The sequence below is a fragment of the Salinibacterium sp. SWN139 genome (assembly GCF_015864625.1).
In the GTDB taxonomy this organism is placed as follows: Bacteria; Actinomycetota; Actinomycetes; order Actinomycetales; family Microbacteriaceae; genus Rhodoglobus.
This window is the reverse complement of the sequence record NZ_JADYWV010000002.1, coordinates 939,223-954,540: the sequence shown is the minus strand read 5'-3', so window position 1 is coordinate 954,540 and position 15,318 is coordinate 939,223. Positions and strand designations below refer to the sequence as shown.

Here is a 15,318-nt window from a genome sequence, read left to right as displayed (position 1 = left end):
ATGAGCGATGAATCACCCGTCGACGGACTGATGTCACGATTGAGCCTGATCGAAGACCAGCCACTCGAAACTCGAGCCGCTGCCTTCACCCAGATTCACGACGAACTGCAGCAGCAGCTCGAGGGCAAGGACGCGTTTTCGCGCAATGGCTAACGTGCGGCTCGACGCAGCTCTCGCTGCTCGCGGTCAGGCGCGTTCTCGCACCCACGCCGCCAAACTGATTGCCGACGGTCTCGTCACGGTGTCAGGAATCGCGATTCCGAAAGCGTCAACTCCGGTGAGCGACGACCACGTCATCGAGGTCGCTGAGACCGATCATTACGTGAGCCGGGCCGCCCACAAACTTGTGGCGGGTCTCGACGCCTTCGGCATCGACGCGACTAACAAGCTCGCGCTGGATGTTGGCGCGTCGACCGGCGGCTTCACTCAAGTTTTGCTCGAACGAGGTGCTCGCGAAGTTATCGCGCTCGACGTCGGCCACGGGCAACTCGTCGACCTGATCCGGTCGGATGCCCGAGTGCGCGTTATCGAGCGAGAGAATGCCCGCTATCTCACCGCTGGATCGCTGGCGGAGTTGAGCGGGACATCCGAGACTCCCACTCTTGTGGTCTCTGATCTGTCGTTCATCTCGCTTTGTACCGTGCTGCCTGCTTTTTATGCGGCGGTGGGGGAGAGCGCTGACTACGTGCTGCTGGTAAAGCCACAGTTCGAGGTTGGTCGCACGAACATTCGTGAAGGAATCGTGCACGGCGCGGCCCTGCGCGACGAAGCCATCACGGGCGTGTTGTGGGCAGCGTGGGATCTAGGGCTCGGCACGGCCGGTGTCATCTCCTCACCAATTGCCGGTAACGCAGGAAACCGTGAGTATCTTGTCTGGTTGAGCGCACGGTCAGGCAGCAATCCGACAGAATGGTTAACGCAGGTTTCTGCGATCGCCTAGAGCTGACCGCTTGGTGGCGTCGGATCACACAATCACTACGAATGAGAGGGGCACGGTGCAGTCCGAGAACTCTCATGCTTCTAATCGCCACATCCTAGTTATCGCTCACACCGGCCGCGCGGAGTCCCTTACTGCCGCTATCTCGGTGTGCCGTCAACTCATCAGCGCGGGAATCGTTCCGGTGTTGGCTCCCGATAGCTACGAAACGATTTTGCAGGCTGAACCTGATCTCGCGCCAGTCTCGCGACTCGGCAACGAGGTTGAAACCGGAGAGCTCGAGCTGGTGATCGTCCTGGGTGGTGATGGAACCATCCTCCGCGCTGCGGAACTCACGCGAGGCTGCAGCGCGCCACTACTGGGTGTCAATTTGGGTCACGTCGGTTTCTTGGCCGAAAGCGAACGCGAAGAACTCACATCCACTGTCGAACGCGCGCTTGCCCGCGACTACCTCGTCGAAGAGCGCATGACGCTGTCGGTGCGGGTGAAGGTTGACTCCGAGGTTGTCTACGAAACTTGGGCGTTGAACGAAGCGACCGTCGAAAAGGCGAGTCGCGAGCGCATGCTTGAAGTGGTCATCGAAGTCGACGGCCGGCCGCTCTCATCCTTCGGTTGCGACGGCGTTGTCATGTCCACACCGACCGGATCCACCGCCTATGCGTTTTCCGCCGGTGGCCCGGTGGTCTGGCCGAGCCTCGACGCTCTCTTGCTTGTTCCGCTGAGCGCTCACGCATTGTTTGCGCGCCCCATTGTCGTCGGGCCAGACTCGGCCCTCGCCGTTGAAGTACTCGATCGCAATATGGGTATTGGTGTGTTGTGGTGCGACGGCCGACGCGCTTTCGATCTTCCGCGCGGTGCCCGCGTGATCGTGCGACGTTCGCCGGTGCCGGTGCGACTAGCCAGACTGTCTCAAGGACCGTTCACCGATCGCCTTGTCAAGAAATTCAATTTGCCGGTCAACGGATGGCGTGGGCCAGCATCGGAGGGGGGAACCGACTCGTGATCGAAGAGATCTCCATTCGCGACCTCGGCGTTATTGCTTCAGCACGACTTCCGCTGAGCCCCGGGTTTACCGCGCTCACGGGCGAGACGGGCGCCGGAAAGACGATGGTCGTTACCGCCCTGGGGTTGCTGCTCGGCGAGCGGGCCGATGCCGCTGCGATCCGTGCCGATAGCGATCAAGCCTCCGTGGAGGGCCGTTGGGTCATTGACCCCATGTCTGCGGTCGCTGAGCGCGTGCGCGACGCCGGCGGTGACCTCGACGACGGAGAGCTTCTTCTGGTGCGCACTGTTGCGCGTGAAGGGCGCAGTCGTGCTGTGGTTGGCGGTCGTAGTGCTCCGGTCGGTGTGCTCGCCGAGCTAGGCGACCAGCTCGTCGTTGTGCACGGCCAGTCTGAACAGATCCGCCTCAAGTCGTCGACGGCTCAACGCAACGCGCTCGATCGCTATGCGGGAGCCGAACTTGCGACCGTGCTCGGGCAGTATCAAACTGTGTTCCGTCGCTGGCAAGCGGCCCAGGGCGAACTCGATGTACTCGTTGCGGAGAGCGATCTTCGCAGTCGCGAGGCCGACGAACTCCGCGTCGCGATCGATGAGATTGAAGCCGCTGACGTGCGTCGCGGCGAAGACGTCGAACTGACAGAACGAGCCGATCGTCTGGCGAATCTCGAAGGTCTGAGGCTTGCCGCTGAGAGTGCCCACGCGGTGCTGTCGGCGGATGCCGCGGATGAAGGCTCCGATGTGGTGGCCTTGCTCGCCAGCGCCCAGCGAGGGCTTGAGCGGGTCGCCGAGCATGACGCGCAACTTGCCGCAATCGCTGAGGCGTTAGCGGCAGCATCCATCACGTTGGGAGAAATTTCCACTGATCTTTCTGGCTACCTCGCCGGGCTAGATTCCGATGGCAGCCGCGAACTCGAACAGGTTGAAGAACGTCGCGGCCAACTCGCCGCTCTCGTGCGCAAGCATGGCGTGAGCCTCGACGATGTCGTCGATGTGCTCGACACCGGCAGCCAACGCTTGCTGGAACTCGATAACGACTCCACGCGCATCGATGAGCTGCGGGCTCAGGTCGAAGCAGATCAGTCAGAACTGATCGAGCTCGCAGCCAAGGTCAGCGACGTTCGGTCTCGCAGCGCTGCACGACTTGCTGCCGCGGTCACCGACGAGCTCACCCACCTCGCGATGGCCAACGCTGAAATCGTTGTTACGGTCGAAGACCGCAGCGACTATTCGTTGAGTGGCAAAGACGAAGTGGCGATCCTTTTGCAGCCGCACCCCGGCGCTCCGCCGCGTTCGCTTGGCAAGGGTGCCTCTGGAGGAGAGCTCTCGCGGGTGATGCTCGCGATCGAAGTCGTCATTGCGGGCAACGACCCGGTTCCGACCTTTATCTTCGATGAAGTGGATGCCGGTGTCGGTGGTGCCGCTGCGATCGAAATCGGCAAGCGGCTTGCTCTGCTGAGCCGCACCGCCCAAGTGATTGTTGTCACGCACCTGGCGCAAGTGGCCGCGTTTGCCGACAACCACCTCAGCGTCATCAAGGGCGACGATGGATCGGTCACGGCATCCAGCGTTCACAAGTTGGAAGGGGAGGCGCGCATCGCAGAAATGGCGCGACTGCTCTCGGGATTGCCCGACTCGGAGTCTGGCCTTGCTCACGCTCGCGAATTGATTCAGACCGCGCACGACCTTGAAATTGCTGCTCTCGGTCGCTAACTGTCGGCCCAACGGAAAGCCTCACTGCCGGCCTTAGCTGTTAAGCCGATAACGAAACACCGCTGCGCGGCGACAAAACTGCTCAACGAGGCATAGGATGGAACCCCGTGGTGGACAATAAAAACGCGGTCGTAACAAAGCACATCTTCGTCACCGGAGGAGTCGTCTCTTCTCTCGGTAAAGGCCTCACGGCGGCGAGTCTCGGAAACCTGCTGACAGCACGCGGGCTCCGCGTCGTCATGCAGAAGCTGGATCCCTATCTGAACGTGGATCCCGGCACCATGAACCCCTTCCAGCATGGTGAAGTTTTTGTTACCGATGACGGTGCCGAAACTGACCTCGACATCGGGCACTACGAGCGCTTCCTCGACATCAAGCTCAATCAGGCCGCCAACGTTACTACCGGGCAGATCTACTCCGAAGTGATTGCCAAAGAGCGTCGCGGCGAATACCTCGGCGACACCGTGCAGGTCATCCCGCACATCACCGACGAAATCAAGCGCCGCATGCGACTTCAAGCCGCCGGCCCCTTCGACGACGAGAACCCCCAGCCCGATGTCATCATCACCGAAATCGGTGGAACCGTTGGCGACATCGAGAGCCTGCCGTTCATCGAGTCTGCTCGCCAGGTTCGTCACGAACTCGGCCGCAAAAACGTCTTCTTCGTCCACGTCTCGCTCGTGCCGTTCATGGCTGCTTCGGGCGAACAGAAGACCAAGCCCACGCAGCACTCCGTTGCCGCACTGCGTTCGATCGGCATCCAGCCCGATGCTCTCGTGCTGCGCAGCGACCGCCCCGTCTCTGAGTCGAACAAGCGCAAGATCGCGCTCATGTGTGACGTTGAAGAGGACGCCGTCGTCAACGCTACCGACGCTTCCAGCATCTACGACATCCCCGAAATGCTGCACAGCCAGGGCCTCGACGCCTACATCATCAACCAGCTCGGGCTCGAAGCAAAGTCAGTGAATTGGGATGGCTGGAGCGAACTGCTCGAAGCCGTGCACAACCCCAAAAACGAGGTCTCGATCGGCCTCGTGGGCAAGTACATCGACCTGCCCGATGCGTACCTCTCGGTCACCGAAGCACTGCGCGCCGGTGGGTTCGCCAACAGCGCGAAGGTAAACATCCGGTGGGTTCCCTCTGACGAGTGCGAAACTCCCGAAGGCGCGGCCAAACAGCTTTCCGATCTCGACGGAATCATCGTTCCTGGTGGGTTCGGTGTTCGCGGTATCGAAGGCAAGCTCGGCGCTCTGAAGTTCGTTCGTGAAAACGGCATCCCCGCCCTCGGTATTTGCCTTGGCCTGCAGTGCATGGTCATCGAATACGCTCGCGACATGGCGGGCCTCGAGGGCGCATCCTCAACGGAATTCGATGCCGACAGCAAGTACCCGGTTATCGCGACGATGGCAGAGCAAGTCGACATCATCGCAGGCGGAGACATGGGCGGCACGATGCGTCTCGGTCTCTACAACGCCAACCTCGAGCCCGGCTCCATCGTTGAAGAGATCTACGGAGCGCCGACGGCCGCCGAGCGTCACCGTCACCGCTACGAAGTCAACAACGAATACCGCCAGCAGATCGCGGATGCCGGACTCAAGTTCTCCGGAATCTCGCCCGACCGCACCCTCGTCGAATTCGTCGAGTTGCCGCGCGAGGTGCACCCCTACTACGTGGGAACGCAGGCTCACCCCGAGCTGCTCTCTCGCCCCAACCGTGCTCACCCGCTGTTCCGCGGACTGGTCGCTGCTGCAATTGAGCGCCAAAAGTCCAGCCGCCTCTTTGAGGTGACTGAGCAGGATGATGCATAACGAACTCAGCGACGACCGCGTCGCACCGGAGCTGCTGAGCACCGAAACGGTGTTCGCTGGCCACGTGTGGAACGTAGACCGCGAGCGTTTTCAGCTCGACGGTTCTGCGATCACCCGCGAATTTGTGAACCACACCGGCGCCGTTGCGGTGCTGGCCATGGATGAGCGTGACCGAGTGCTCCTGATCAAGCAGTACCGGCATCCGGTGCGGTTGCGTGATTGGGAGCTGCCGGCTGGCTTGCTCGATGTCGTGAATGAGTCGCCGCTGTTGGCGGCTCAGCGCGAATTGGCCGAAGAAACTGACCTGCAAGCCGAGTCCTGGCATGTGCTCAGCGAAATGCTGACTTCGCCTGGCGGGAGCAACGAAGCCGTGCGCATTTACTTGGCCCGTGGCGTGAGCGCGACCGGGGAAGTGTTTGACCGCTATGCGGAAGAAGCCGGTATTGAGCTGCGCTGGGTTCCGCTGGAGGATGCCGTTGAGGCGGTTCTCGAGCGGCGCGTGCAGAACTCGATCCTGTGCCTCGGACTCTTGGCGGCGCAGCTCGGACGCGACCGTGGCTGGAATACACTCGGCGAACCCGACGCACCGTGGCCACGGCATCCGCGAAACTACGCTGAATAGCCCCTCGCGGTAGGTTGAGCGATATGACCGAGCCGGTGCGTCCCGTAGCGAAAAGTGCGATTGCCATCGCCGCAGAACGCTATCTGCGGCATCTGGGGATCGAACGCGGTCTTTCGGCGAACACCCTCGCTGCGTATCGCCGCGATCTCGATGCCTATCTGTCGTTTCTTGGCACGCGCGATCTCAGCACACCCGCCGCGGTGACAGCGGATGACGTGACCGCATTTGCGCACAGCTTGCGAGCCGACACCGAGCGCCCGCTCGCGGCCTCCTCGGTCGCGCGCATGCTCTCGACGGTGCGCGGGCTCCACACGTTTTTCGTCGACGAATCGCTTGCCGTGGAGGATGTAGCTCATACCGTCGCGATTCCGAAGCAGCCGATGCGGCTGCCGAAGGCCATCTCGATCGAGCAGATGACAGCGGTGCTGGGCTCGTTCCCGGGCGACGAGATCATTTCGCTGCGTAACACCGCGCTGCTGGAGCTGCTGTATGCCACGGGCGCCCGCGTCTCGGAGATCACGGCGCTCAACGTCGATGACATGATCGACGGCGACATTGTGCGCCTGCTCGGTAAGGGCAACAAACAACGCATCGTGCCGGTCGGTAGCTTTGCGCAGGCAGCGATCGAGAAGTACCTTGTGCGCGCACGTCCTGTGCTCTCGGCGAAGGGCGCGGCGACCCCGGCACTGTTTCTGGGGGCGCGTGGGGCTCGGCTGTCTCGTCAAAACGTGTGGCTGATCATCCAAGCCGCTGCCGAGCGTGCCGAACTCGGGATCGATATCTCGCCGCATACCTTTCGGCACTCGTTCGCGACGCACCTTCTTTCGGGCGGTGCCGACGTTCGTGTGGTGCAGGAACTGCTTGGACACTCATCGGTGGCAACGACCCAGATTTATACCTTGGTCACCGCTGACACGCTGCGCGACATGTACACGACGGCGCATCCGCGCGCACGGTAAAGCGCACCGGGGGAGCGATCGGATGCCGTGGCTGGCTGATCGGCGGCTGCGCTGACCCGCGTGTCGCGCTGCCAAACCTTCAACCTTTGGTAGAGGCGACCCTGCCGTGTCCGCGCGTGGGAGCGCAGGCTGCGAGGTAAGCGCGACGTAAACTTTTGTCATGACGACACAGCGCGAGAACGATTCGACGCTGGCGGGGTTGGATGTTCAGGCAATGGGCCCAACCGGCCGGCCGCTTACGGTTTTTCCAGATCCCCCACCCCTCACGGGCCACGGCCCGGCACGCATTATTTCGCTGTGCAACCAAAAGGGTGGCGTCGGCAAAACGACCACCACGATCAACCTCGGTGCATCGTTCGCTGAATATGGCCGCCGCGTGCTGGCCATCGACTTCGACCCGCAGGGTGCGCTCTCGGCCGGTCTCGGTGTTCCCACGCACGATGTGCCCACGATCTATGACCTGCTGCTCGGCACGATCAAGAACCCCGCAGAAGCGATTGTTCACACCAACGTTCCCGGCCTTGACGTCATCCCAGCCAACATCGACCTCTCGGCCGCTGAAGTGCACCTCGTCAACGAGGTCGCTCGCGAAACGATTCTGGCGCGCGTTCTGCGCAAGGTCAGCGACCAGTACGACGTCATCCTCATCGACTGCCAGCCCTCGCTCGGTTTGCTCACTGTGAACGCGTTGACGGCAGCCCACGGCGTGCTCATCCCGCTCGAATGCGAGTTCTTCGCTCTGCGCGGTGTTGCCCTGCTCGTGGAGACAATCGAGAAGGTTCAGGATCGCCTGAACCCCGCGATCAAACTCGACGGCATCCTCGCGACAATGTTTGACGCGCGCACGCTGCACTCGCGTGAAGTGCTCGAGCGCGTTGTTGAGAACTTTGGAGACGACGTTCTCGAGACCGTCATCGGTCGCACCGTGAAGTTCCCGGATGCCAGCGTGGCCGGTGCCCCCATCACGACCTTCGCCCCCGACCATTCTGCGGCGCACTCCTACCGCCAGGTGGCGCGAGAGCTGATCGCCCGTGGCGCCGTCGCCTAGCGACGTGGACGAGACCGAGGTATCCGCACCAGGATTCTCTGTCTCTCTCAACAACTTCAACGGGCCGTTCGACCTGCTGCTGTCGCTCATCACCAAGCATGAGCTCGACATCACTGAGGTGTCGCTGTCGCGCATCACGGATGAGTTCATTGCGTACTTGCGTCACTTCGAGTCCGCCAATGGATCAGATGACATCGACGAACTCGATCAGGCCAGCGAATTTTTGGTCGTTGCTGCCACGCTGCTCGACCTCAAGGTAGCCGGACTCCTTCCGCAGGGTGAGCTCGTGGATGCCGAAGATGTCGCGCTGCTCGAAGCACGCGACCTGCTCTTTGCGCGTCTGCTGCAATACCGCGCGTTCAAACAGGCGAGCGACTGGTTCGGTTCGCATTTCGAGGCGGAAGCGACGCGCACCGTGCGGTCAGTGCGCTTGGAAGAGAAATACCGCACTCAAACTCCCGAACTCGTGTGGACGCTCAGCCTCGACGATTTCGCTGCACTCGCGACCCTGGCGTTCACACCGCGAGAGATTCCGAGCGTTGGGCTCGACCATTTGCACGCACCGCTCATCAGCATCCGCGAACAGGCTGCGCATGTAGTCGCGCTGTTGCGGGCAGGAGAGCCGAAGACGTTCCGACAATTGATCGCGGGCGCCGAGTTGAAGGGCGTTGTTGTGGCCCGCTTCTTGGCGGTGCTAGAGCTCTATCGCGGCGGCAATGTTGCCTTCGAACAGATTGAACCCTTGGGCGAACTGACCGTGCGTTGGACTGCAGAACACTGGTCAGACGATAGCCTCGCTAATCTGGGAGCAGATTATGGAAACTGACGAACGTATAGCCACCCCCGTTGTCGACCTCGCCCGCGGGCTTGAGGCGATCTTCATGGTTGCCGACCAGCCGCAGAGCCTCGTGAGCCTCGCAACGGCCCTTAACGCACCCGTGGCGGCAATCCGCAAGACAATCACTGCACTGTGCGCCGATTTCGACGGTGAAGGCGAAGGCCCGCGACGCGGTTTTGAACTCCGCGAAGTCGGTGGTGGCTGGCGAATTTATGTGCGCGAAGACTACGACTCGGCCGTGCGCGACTTCGTTTATACGCAAAACCCGTCGCGGTTGAGCCAGGCCGCGCTGGAGACGCTCGCGGTCATTGCGTACAAGCAACCGATCAGTCGGGGAGCCATTGCTGCCGTGCGTGCAGTGAATGTTGACTCAGTAGTGCGTACGCTACTGAGTCGAGGACTTATTACGGAAGCGTTTACCGACAACGAGACGGGCGCCATCCACTACGAAACAACGGAGCTCATGCTCGTGCAATTGGGGATCAATTCCATTGCCGAGCTGCCTCCCATCTCGCCACTTTTATCTGATGGTACGGACGGTTTTGATGAACAACGCTAATGGCTCAGGCCCCAGCAATCCTGAGGGCGAACGCCTTCAAAAAGTAATGGCCGCTGCCGGTGTGGCATCGCGTCGTGTTTCGGAAGACCTGATCTACCAAGGCCGCGTTGCGGTCAATGGCAAGGTTGTTGAAGAAGCTGGCCGACGCGTGAAGCCGACGGACCGCGTCACGGTGGACGGTAGTGCAATCCAGCTCGACACCACCAAGCGCTACGTCATGCTCAACAAGCCCGTCGGCGTGGTGAGTTCGATGTCCGACGAGAGCGGTCGCCCCGACCTGCTGCAGTACACCGGCAACTACGACGAACGACTCTTCAACGTCGGCCGTCTCGACGTGCAGACCTCTGGCCTGCTCGTGCTCACTAACGATGGCGAACTCGCCCACGTGCTTGCCCACCCCTCCTTCGGCGTGATGAAGACCTACATCGCCAAGGTCGAAGGCACCGTGACCGCTCAAACCATTTCGCAGCTCATGAAGGGCATCGAGCTGGAGGACGGCCCGATTGCCGTCGACAAGGCGCGATCGCTCGGCCGAGCATCCAACGACCAAACAATGGTGGAGCTCACCCTGCACTCGGGCCGCAACCGCATTGTGCGCCGGATGATGGAAGAAGTTGGCCACCCGGTAATCGAACTCGTTCGTCGCCAGTTTGGTCCGCTTAATCTCGGAAGCCTTGGGCTGGGAAAGACTCGCAACCTCACGAAGGTGGAGTTGGGTGCAGTACTGACGATTGCCCGCGAGGCCGAGGAACAGTCGTGAACCTAGGCCGCATCACCGGGCAAGTACGCATCGTGGGTGCGGGGTTGCTCGGTGCCAGCATTGGTCACGGCCTGCGGGCCAAGGGCGTCGATGTTATTTTGCACGATGCGTCGCGCTCGAACGCAACTCTCGCGATCGACTATGGCGCTGGTCGTGCGCCGCAGGCCGACGATAAGCCGACGCTCGTGATTGTGGCGGTTCCGCCGGATGTCACGGCCGAGGTTGTCGCTCGCGAACTCATCGCCTGGCCGCGTGCCACGGTGACGGATGTCGCGAGCGTGAAGGTGGGCGTGCTCGAGGAACTCATTGCGCTGGGTGCCGATCTTGATCGCTACGTTGGCTCACATCCTCTCGCCGGACGCGAACGCGGCGGCGCCATTGCTGCCCGCGCGGACCTGTTTATCGGTCGGCCGTGGGTCATTGGCAGGGGAGAGCCCTTCCGTCGTCGCGCGGTCGAAGATGTTGTCATCGAGATGGGTGCTATTCCCGTCGCAATGTCAGCCTCCGATCACGACAACGCGGTGGCTCTGATTTCGCACGTTCCCCAAGTGGTGGCGAGTTTGCTCGCGCACCGGTTGGCGGGAGCATCCGATGCCGCTGTGGCTCTTGCTGGTCAAGGGCTGCGCGATACGACCCGCATTGCCTCGAGTGCCCCCGAACTGTGGGTGCAGATTTTGGGTGCCAACTCGGGCCCCGTTGCGGAGATTTTGCGTGAGCTGCAGGCCGAACTCGGTGTGGCGATTGAGGCGCTCGAGACTCCGGATGCTCCGGGTGCCCGTCGTGCCCTCGCCGAAGTTCTGGCCGGCGGCAACGCGGGAGTCGCGCGTATTCCCGGCAAGCACGGAACGAGCAAGCACTTCAGCCAACTGGTCGTCATGGTCGATGACAAGCCAGGTGAGCTCGCCCGACTGCTCACCGAAATCGGCGAAGCCGACGTGAACATGGAAGACTTGCGCCTTGAGCATTCACCGGGTGCCCAATTCGGTTTGGCCGAAATCTCGGTGCTGCCCGAAAAGGAAGCCGTATTGATAAGCGAGCTCGAAGCTCGTGGTTGGAAGATTGCAGAGACTTTCGCGTGAACAAGAACCCGTCGTTTGTTGTGGTGGCCGTTGATGGCCCGGCCGGCAGTGGAAAGTCGAGTGTGTCGAAAGCGACCGCTCGCGAACTCGGCTTCGACTACCTCGACACCGGAGCTGCCTACCGCGGTTTCGCGCTGCACTGCCTCGAACGCGGTGTCGACACACTGGGGCCCGGCGACGTCATCGAGACGCTTCCACGCTTTGAGTACTCCATCGGTATCGACCCCGACAACTACTTCGTGAAGGTCGACTCGGAGATCGTGACCGACGACATCCGCGAACCCCGCATCACGGGCGTCGTGTCGAACATCGCGCGCGTGCCCGAAGTGCGGCAGTACATGGTCGATCTGTTCCGCAGCATCATCGCGGGAAGCGAAAAACCCGGAATTGTGGTCGAAGGACGCGACATCACAACCGTGGTTGCACCGGACGCTCAGGCTCGAATTCTGCTCACAGCCAGTGAAGAAGCTAGGATGGGAAGACGTGCGGCCGAACTCTCCGGAGAATCGAGCACGACAACCGCGCAACAACTCAGTTATCGAGATGCGCAGGACTCCAAAGTCGTGGACTTCATGAACGCCGCCGATGGAGTCATCACCATTGATTCCACCAATCTTGACTTCGATCAAACCGTGACGGCCGTCGCGAGTTTTGTTCGCTCCAGCATGTAAACAAAGGACTACCCATGGCCGATCATTCGCCCGCCGAAGACGACTTTCCCGAACTGAACCCAGATCTGGTTGAGCGTCTTTCGGGAATGAACGAAGAAGAGGCTGCTCAGCGCACGTCTGCGCTCCGCGCCGGCCTGAGCGACTACGACCTCGAAGACGACGACCTCGCGGTTCTCGACTCCGCATCCGATGACCCGGATGCTATCTACTACCTGCCTGCCCTGCCGGTTCTCGCGATCGTTGGTCGCCCGAACGTTGGCAAGTCAGCACTCGTGAACCGCATCATCGGTCGTCGTGAAGCTGTTGTGGAGGACACCCCCGGTGTTACCCGCGACCGCGTCAACTACAAGGCCGAGTGGAACAACCGTCACTTCACCATCGTCGACACCGGCGGCTGGGAGCCCGACGCTAAGGGCATCGACGCCTCTGTCGCTGCTCAGGCTGAGATTGCAATCGACCTCGCCGACGCTGTGCTCTTTGTGGTGGATGCCACGGTTGGTCCCACCTCCACCGACGAGCACGTCGTGCGCATGCTTCGCGCCACCAAGAAGCCCGTAATTTTGGTCGCCAACAAGGTTGACGACATCCACCAGGAATCGGATGCCGCAGCGCTCTGGAGCCTCGGCCTCGGTCAGCCGTGGCCGTCATCCGCCGTTCACGGCCGTGGTGTTGCGGACCTGCTCGACCACGTGCTCACGGTGCTGCCGGAGATTTCGACTGTGGCCAAGGAAGAAGTGGGTGGCCCGCGCCGCGTTGCTATCCTCGGTCGCCCGAACGTCGGCAAGTCGAGCTTGCTCAACAAGACCGCTGGCGAAGAGCGCGTTGTTGTCAACGACCTCGCCGGCACGACTCGCGACCCGGTTGACGAGCAGATTGAGCTCGGCGGCAAGTTCTGGCGCTTCGTTGACACCGCCGGCATCCGCCGTCGTGTTGCTTTGGCGCAGGGCGCTGACTTCTATGCAACGCTGCGCACCAGCGCTGCACTGGAAAAAGCTGAAGTTGCCGTCGTCATCTTCGATGTCAGCCAGCCGCTCAGCGTTCAAGACCTCAAGATCGTTGACCTCGTGCTCGAATCGGGCCGTGCGCTCGTTCTGGCCTTCAACAAGTGGGACCTTCTCGACGACGAACGTCGCGATCTGCTCGAGCGTGAGATCGACAAGGACCTCGCGCACGTCGCTTGGGCTCCTCGCGTGAACATCTCGGCTAAGACCGGTCGTCACATGGAGAAGCTGGTTCCGGCTCTCGAGCTGGCGTTGGCGTCGTGGGATACCCGCATTCCGACCGGTAAGTTCAACGCGCTTCTGGCCGAACTTACGCAGGAGCACCCTCACCCGCTTCGTGGTGGCAAGCAGCCGCGCATCCTCTTTGGTACGCAGGCATCGAGCCGCCCGCCAACGTTCGTGCTCTTCACGACCGGGTTCCTGGACCCGCAGTACCGTCGATTCATTACGCGTCGACTGCGCGAGATCTTCGGCTTCGATGGCAGCCCTATCCAGGTCAACATGCGTGTGCGTGAGAAGCGCAAGCGCAAGTAGGTTCTTGAGGTCACAGGCTTCGGCTTAACGCCAAACGGCGAGCCGCTCTCTTTCGAGAGTGGCTCGCCGTTTGTGCGTTAACCGTCGGGAAGTGCGGCCGGGTGTGCTGCGGGGGTGTGACGTCCGGGAGTATGACGCCCGGGAGTGAGCGGATGCCTGTTGGCGGTCCGCTCACACCGTGCGGTTAGTGAGCGACGGGAGCGTCGCTCGGAGTCATTTCTGATTCGGGACGCTTCACGAAGAACGTGGCGACAATCGCGAAGAGCGAGATAATGCCGCCGGCCATGAACGCGAGGCGCACACCTCCAGCAAGCGCTGTCGCCTCTGGCGCGCCTTCAGCGGCAAGGGCGACCGACTGCACCGTGAGGAGTGCGATGAACAGTGCTGTGCCTGCAGCGCCCGCAAGTTGCTGCACGGTGCTGATGGTGGCGCTGCCGTGCGAGTAGAGGTGCGGCTTGAGCGTGCCCAGCGCCGAGGTGAAGAGCGGCGTGAACATGAACGCGAGTCCGATGCTCATGGGAACGTGGATGGCGACGACCATGAGCGGTGAGCTGGTTTCGGAGAGCAGCGTGAAGCTCCACAACGATGCGCTCACCAGTATCGAGCCCGGAATCATGAGGGGGCGCGGGCCGACCTTGTCGTAGAGGCGGCCAACGAAGGGGCTCAAGAACCCCATGACGAGGCTGCCGGGCAGTACGAGCAGTCCGCTCTGGATGGGTTCGAGTCCGAGAACGTTTTGCGTGAACATGGGCAGCAGGATGATGGTGCCAAACAGGGCAGCCATCATGACCATCATGAGGCCGATTGCGACGGCAAAGCCGGGGGCGGCGAAAGTGCGGAGGTCGAGAAGGGCGCTGTCTGTTTTCTGCAGTTTTAGTTGGCGGATGATGAACAGCACGAGGCTGATGGCGCCGGCGCTGATGGGGATGGCTGGGGCGATGAGAACAGAGTCTCCGGCGGCTGATTCTCCGAGGCTGGAGAGCCCGTAGATCAGGCCGGAGAAGGCGATGGCCGAGAGGATGACCGACAGCATGTCAATCGATACCTTGCGGGGGTCGGTGACGTTCTTTACCTTCGTGATGCCGAGCAGGAGAGCGGTGACAGAGATGGGGATCATGACGATGAAGACCCAGCGCCAGTCGAAGACGGCCAAGACGAGGCCAGCAACGGTTGGTCCGACGGCAGGGGCCATCGACATGACGATGGAAACGTTGCCCATGGTCTTGCCACGAGTTGCGGCAGGAACCAGAGTCATCACGGTTGTCATCAGCAGGGGGAGCATCATGGCGGTACCGGAGGCTTGAATCACCCGTCCCACAATCAGCACGGCAAAGGTGGGCGCCATAGCCCCCAGCAGAGTTCCGATGGTGAAGAGAGACATTGCGGTGATGAAGATGCCACGCGTCGTGAAGCGTTGGATGAGGAATCCGGTAATCGGAATCACCACGGCCATCGTGAGCATGAACGACGTCGACAACCGCTGAGCGGTGCTCGGTTCGATGTTGAGGTCTTCCATGATGCGGGGGATTGCCACGACGAGCGAGGTTTCGTTGAGGAACACCACGAAGGTGGCAGCGAGCATCAGGCCGATGACCAAACGGTTGCGGCCGCTGTTGTCGACCGGGCTGGCTGGCCCGTCATCGTAGGGGTCATAAAGAGGGATGCTGCCGGTGATCGGCGCCGTGCTGGTCATAGAAATCCTGTCGTGTGTGAAGCGGTAGGACGAAGCAGCAGCCGGGATTGAAAAGGGTGCACAGATCTTGCGTCATCTTTATTGTCGCTTGGTGCAA

General features: G+C 61.5%; 15 protein-coding genes. 14 read left to right on the top strand and 1 reads right to left on the bottom strand.

Annotated elements, in window-relative coordinates; genetic code table 11:
- From I6E74_RS09755 to der, 14 genes are all read left to right on the top strand, one after another.
- Window positions 1-153 carry a hypothetical protein gene (locus I6E74_RS09755; RefSeq protein WP_197125323.1) on the top strand — a complete coding sequence of 51 codons (153 nt, stop codon included), beginning with the start codon at window positions 1-3 and terminating at the stop codon, window positions 151-153.
- On the top strand, window positions 146-940 hold the full coding sequence (locus tag I6E74_RS09750) for a TlyA family RNA methyltransferase (RefSeq protein WP_197125104.1): 795 nt from the start codon (window positions 146-148) through the stop codon (window positions 938-940). The genes I6E74_RS09755 and I6E74_RS09750 overlap by 8 nt, the downstream gene beginning before the upstream one ends.
- A 55-nt stretch (window positions 941-995) precedes the next feature.
- On the top strand, window positions 996-1,940 hold the full coding sequence (locus tag I6E74_RS09745) for an NAD kinase (protein WP_197125102.1): 945 nt from the start codon (window positions 996-998) through the stop codon (window positions 1,938-1,940).
- Window positions 1,937-3,649: a DNA repair protein RecN gene (gene recN, locus I6E74_RS09740; RefSeq protein WP_197125100.1), complete on the top strand. Its 1,713-nt coding sequence runs from the start codon at window positions 1,937-1,939 to the stop codon at window positions 3,647-3,649. Before I6E74_RS09745 ends, recN begins: the two co-directional genes overlap by 4 nt.
- 107 nt (window positions 3,650-3,756) lie before the next feature.
- Window positions 3,757-5,457, top strand: a complete 1,701-nt coding sequence (locus tag I6E74_RS09735) for a CTP synthase (protein ID WP_197125098.1) — start codon at window positions 3,757-3,759, stop codon at window positions 5,455-5,457.
- Entirely contained in the window at window positions 5,447-6,079 is a 633-nt protein-coding gene (locus tag I6E74_RS09730) for an NUDIX hydrolase (RefSeq protein ID WP_197125096.1), read from the top strand. The genes I6E74_RS09735 and I6E74_RS09730 overlap by 11 nt, the downstream gene beginning before the upstream one ends.
- Window positions 6,080-6,102: 23 nt before the next feature.
- On the top strand, window positions 6,103-7,038 hold the full coding sequence (locus I6E74_RS09725; RefSeq protein ID WP_197125094.1) for a site-specific tyrosine recombinase XerD: 936 nt from the start codon (window positions 6,103-6,105) through the stop codon (window positions 7,036-7,038).
- A 160-nt stretch (window positions 7,039-7,198) separates the two neighbouring features.
- Window positions 7,199-8,086 (top strand): ParA family protein, encoded by an 888-nt coding sequence (locus tag I6E74_RS09720; protein WP_197125092.1) that lies wholly within the window; start codon window positions 7,199-7,201, stop codon window positions 8,084-8,086.
- On the top strand, window positions 8,070-8,912 hold the full coding sequence (locus tag I6E74_RS09715) for a ScpA family protein (protein WP_197125091.1): 843 nt from the start codon (window positions 8,070-8,072) through the stop codon (window positions 8,910-8,912). Before I6E74_RS09720 ends, I6E74_RS09715 begins: the two co-directional genes overlap by 17 nt.
- Window positions 8,902-9,483: an SMC-Scp complex subunit ScpB gene (locus I6E74_RS09710; RefSeq protein WP_197125090.1), complete on the top strand. Its 582-nt coding sequence runs from the start codon at window positions 8,902-8,904 to the stop codon at window positions 9,481-9,483. Before I6E74_RS09715 ends, I6E74_RS09710 begins: the two co-directional genes overlap by 11 nt.
- A complete protein-coding gene (locus tag I6E74_RS09705) occupies window positions 9,470-10,243 on the top strand; it encodes a pseudouridine synthase (protein WP_197125089.1) in 774 nt (257 codons plus the stop codon). Before I6E74_RS09710 ends, I6E74_RS09705 begins: the two co-directional genes overlap by 14 nt.
- Window positions 10,240-11,322, top strand: a complete 1,083-nt coding sequence (locus I6E74_RS09700) for a prephenate dehydrogenase (RefSeq protein WP_197125088.1) — start codon at window positions 10,240-10,242, stop codon at window positions 11,320-11,322. Before I6E74_RS09705 ends, I6E74_RS09700 begins: the two co-directional genes overlap by 4 nt.
- Window positions 11,319-11,993, top strand: coding sequence for a (d)CMP kinase (cmk, locus tag I6E74_RS09695; protein WP_197105409.1), 675 nt, complete (start codon window positions 11,319-11,321; stop codon window positions 11,991-11,993). The genes I6E74_RS09700 and cmk overlap by 4 nt, the downstream gene beginning before the upstream one ends.
- Window positions 11,994-12,007: 14 nt before the next feature.
- Window positions 12,008-13,528, top strand: coding sequence for a ribosome biogenesis GTPase Der (gene der, locus I6E74_RS09690; protein ID WP_197125087.1), 1,521 nt, complete (start codon window positions 12,008-12,010; stop codon window positions 13,526-13,528).
- A 184-nt stretch (window positions 13,529-13,712) separates the two neighbouring features.
- Here the strand turns inward: der and I6E74_RS09685 are convergent, their stop codons facing one another.
- Complete coding sequence (locus I6E74_RS09685) at window positions 13,713-15,221, bottom strand: MDR family MFS transporter (RefSeq protein WP_197125086.1); 1,509 nt, start codon at window positions 15,219-15,221, stop codon at window positions 13,713-13,715.
- Window positions 15,222-15,318: the final 97 nt, after the last annotated feature.

Excerpts from the sequence above, each read along its gene's own strand:
- I6E74_RS09720 (WP_197125092.1), top strand. The coding sequence starts at position 7,199 with ATGACGACACAGCGCGAGAACGATTCGACGCTGGCGGGGTTGGATGTT.
- I6E74_RS09725 (WP_197125094.1), top strand. The coding sequence starts at position 6,103 with ATGACCGAGCCGGTGCGTCCCGTAGCGAAAAGTGCGATTGCCATCGCC.
- der (WP_197125087.1), top strand. The coding sequence starts at position 12,008 with ATGGCCGATCATTCGCCCGCCGAAGACGACTTTCCCGAACTGAACCCA.
- I6E74_RS09750 (WP_197125104.1), top strand. The coding sequence starts at position 146 with ATGGCTAACGTGCGGCTCGACGCAGCTCTCGCTGCTCGCGGTCAGGCG.
- I6E74_RS09755 (WP_197125323.1), top strand. The coding sequence starts at position 1 with ATGAGCGATGAATCACCCGTCGACGGACTGATGTCACGATTGAGCCTG.
- I6E74_RS09685 (WP_197125086.1), bottom strand. The coding sequence starts at position 15,221 with ATGACCAGCACGGCGCCGATCACCGGCAGCATCCCTCTTTATGACCCC.
- I6E74_RS09710 (WP_197125090.1), top strand. The coding sequence starts at position 8,902 with ATGGAAACTGACGAACGTATAGCCACCCCCGTTGTCGACCTCGCCCGC.
- I6E74_RS09705 (WP_197125089.1), top strand. The coding sequence starts at position 9,470 with ATGAACAACGCTAATGGCTCAGGCCCCAGCAATCCTGAGGGCGAACGC.
- I6E74_RS09730 (WP_197125096.1), top strand. The coding sequence starts at position 5,447 with ATGATGCATAACGAACTCAGCGACGACCGCGTCGCACCGGAGCTGCTG.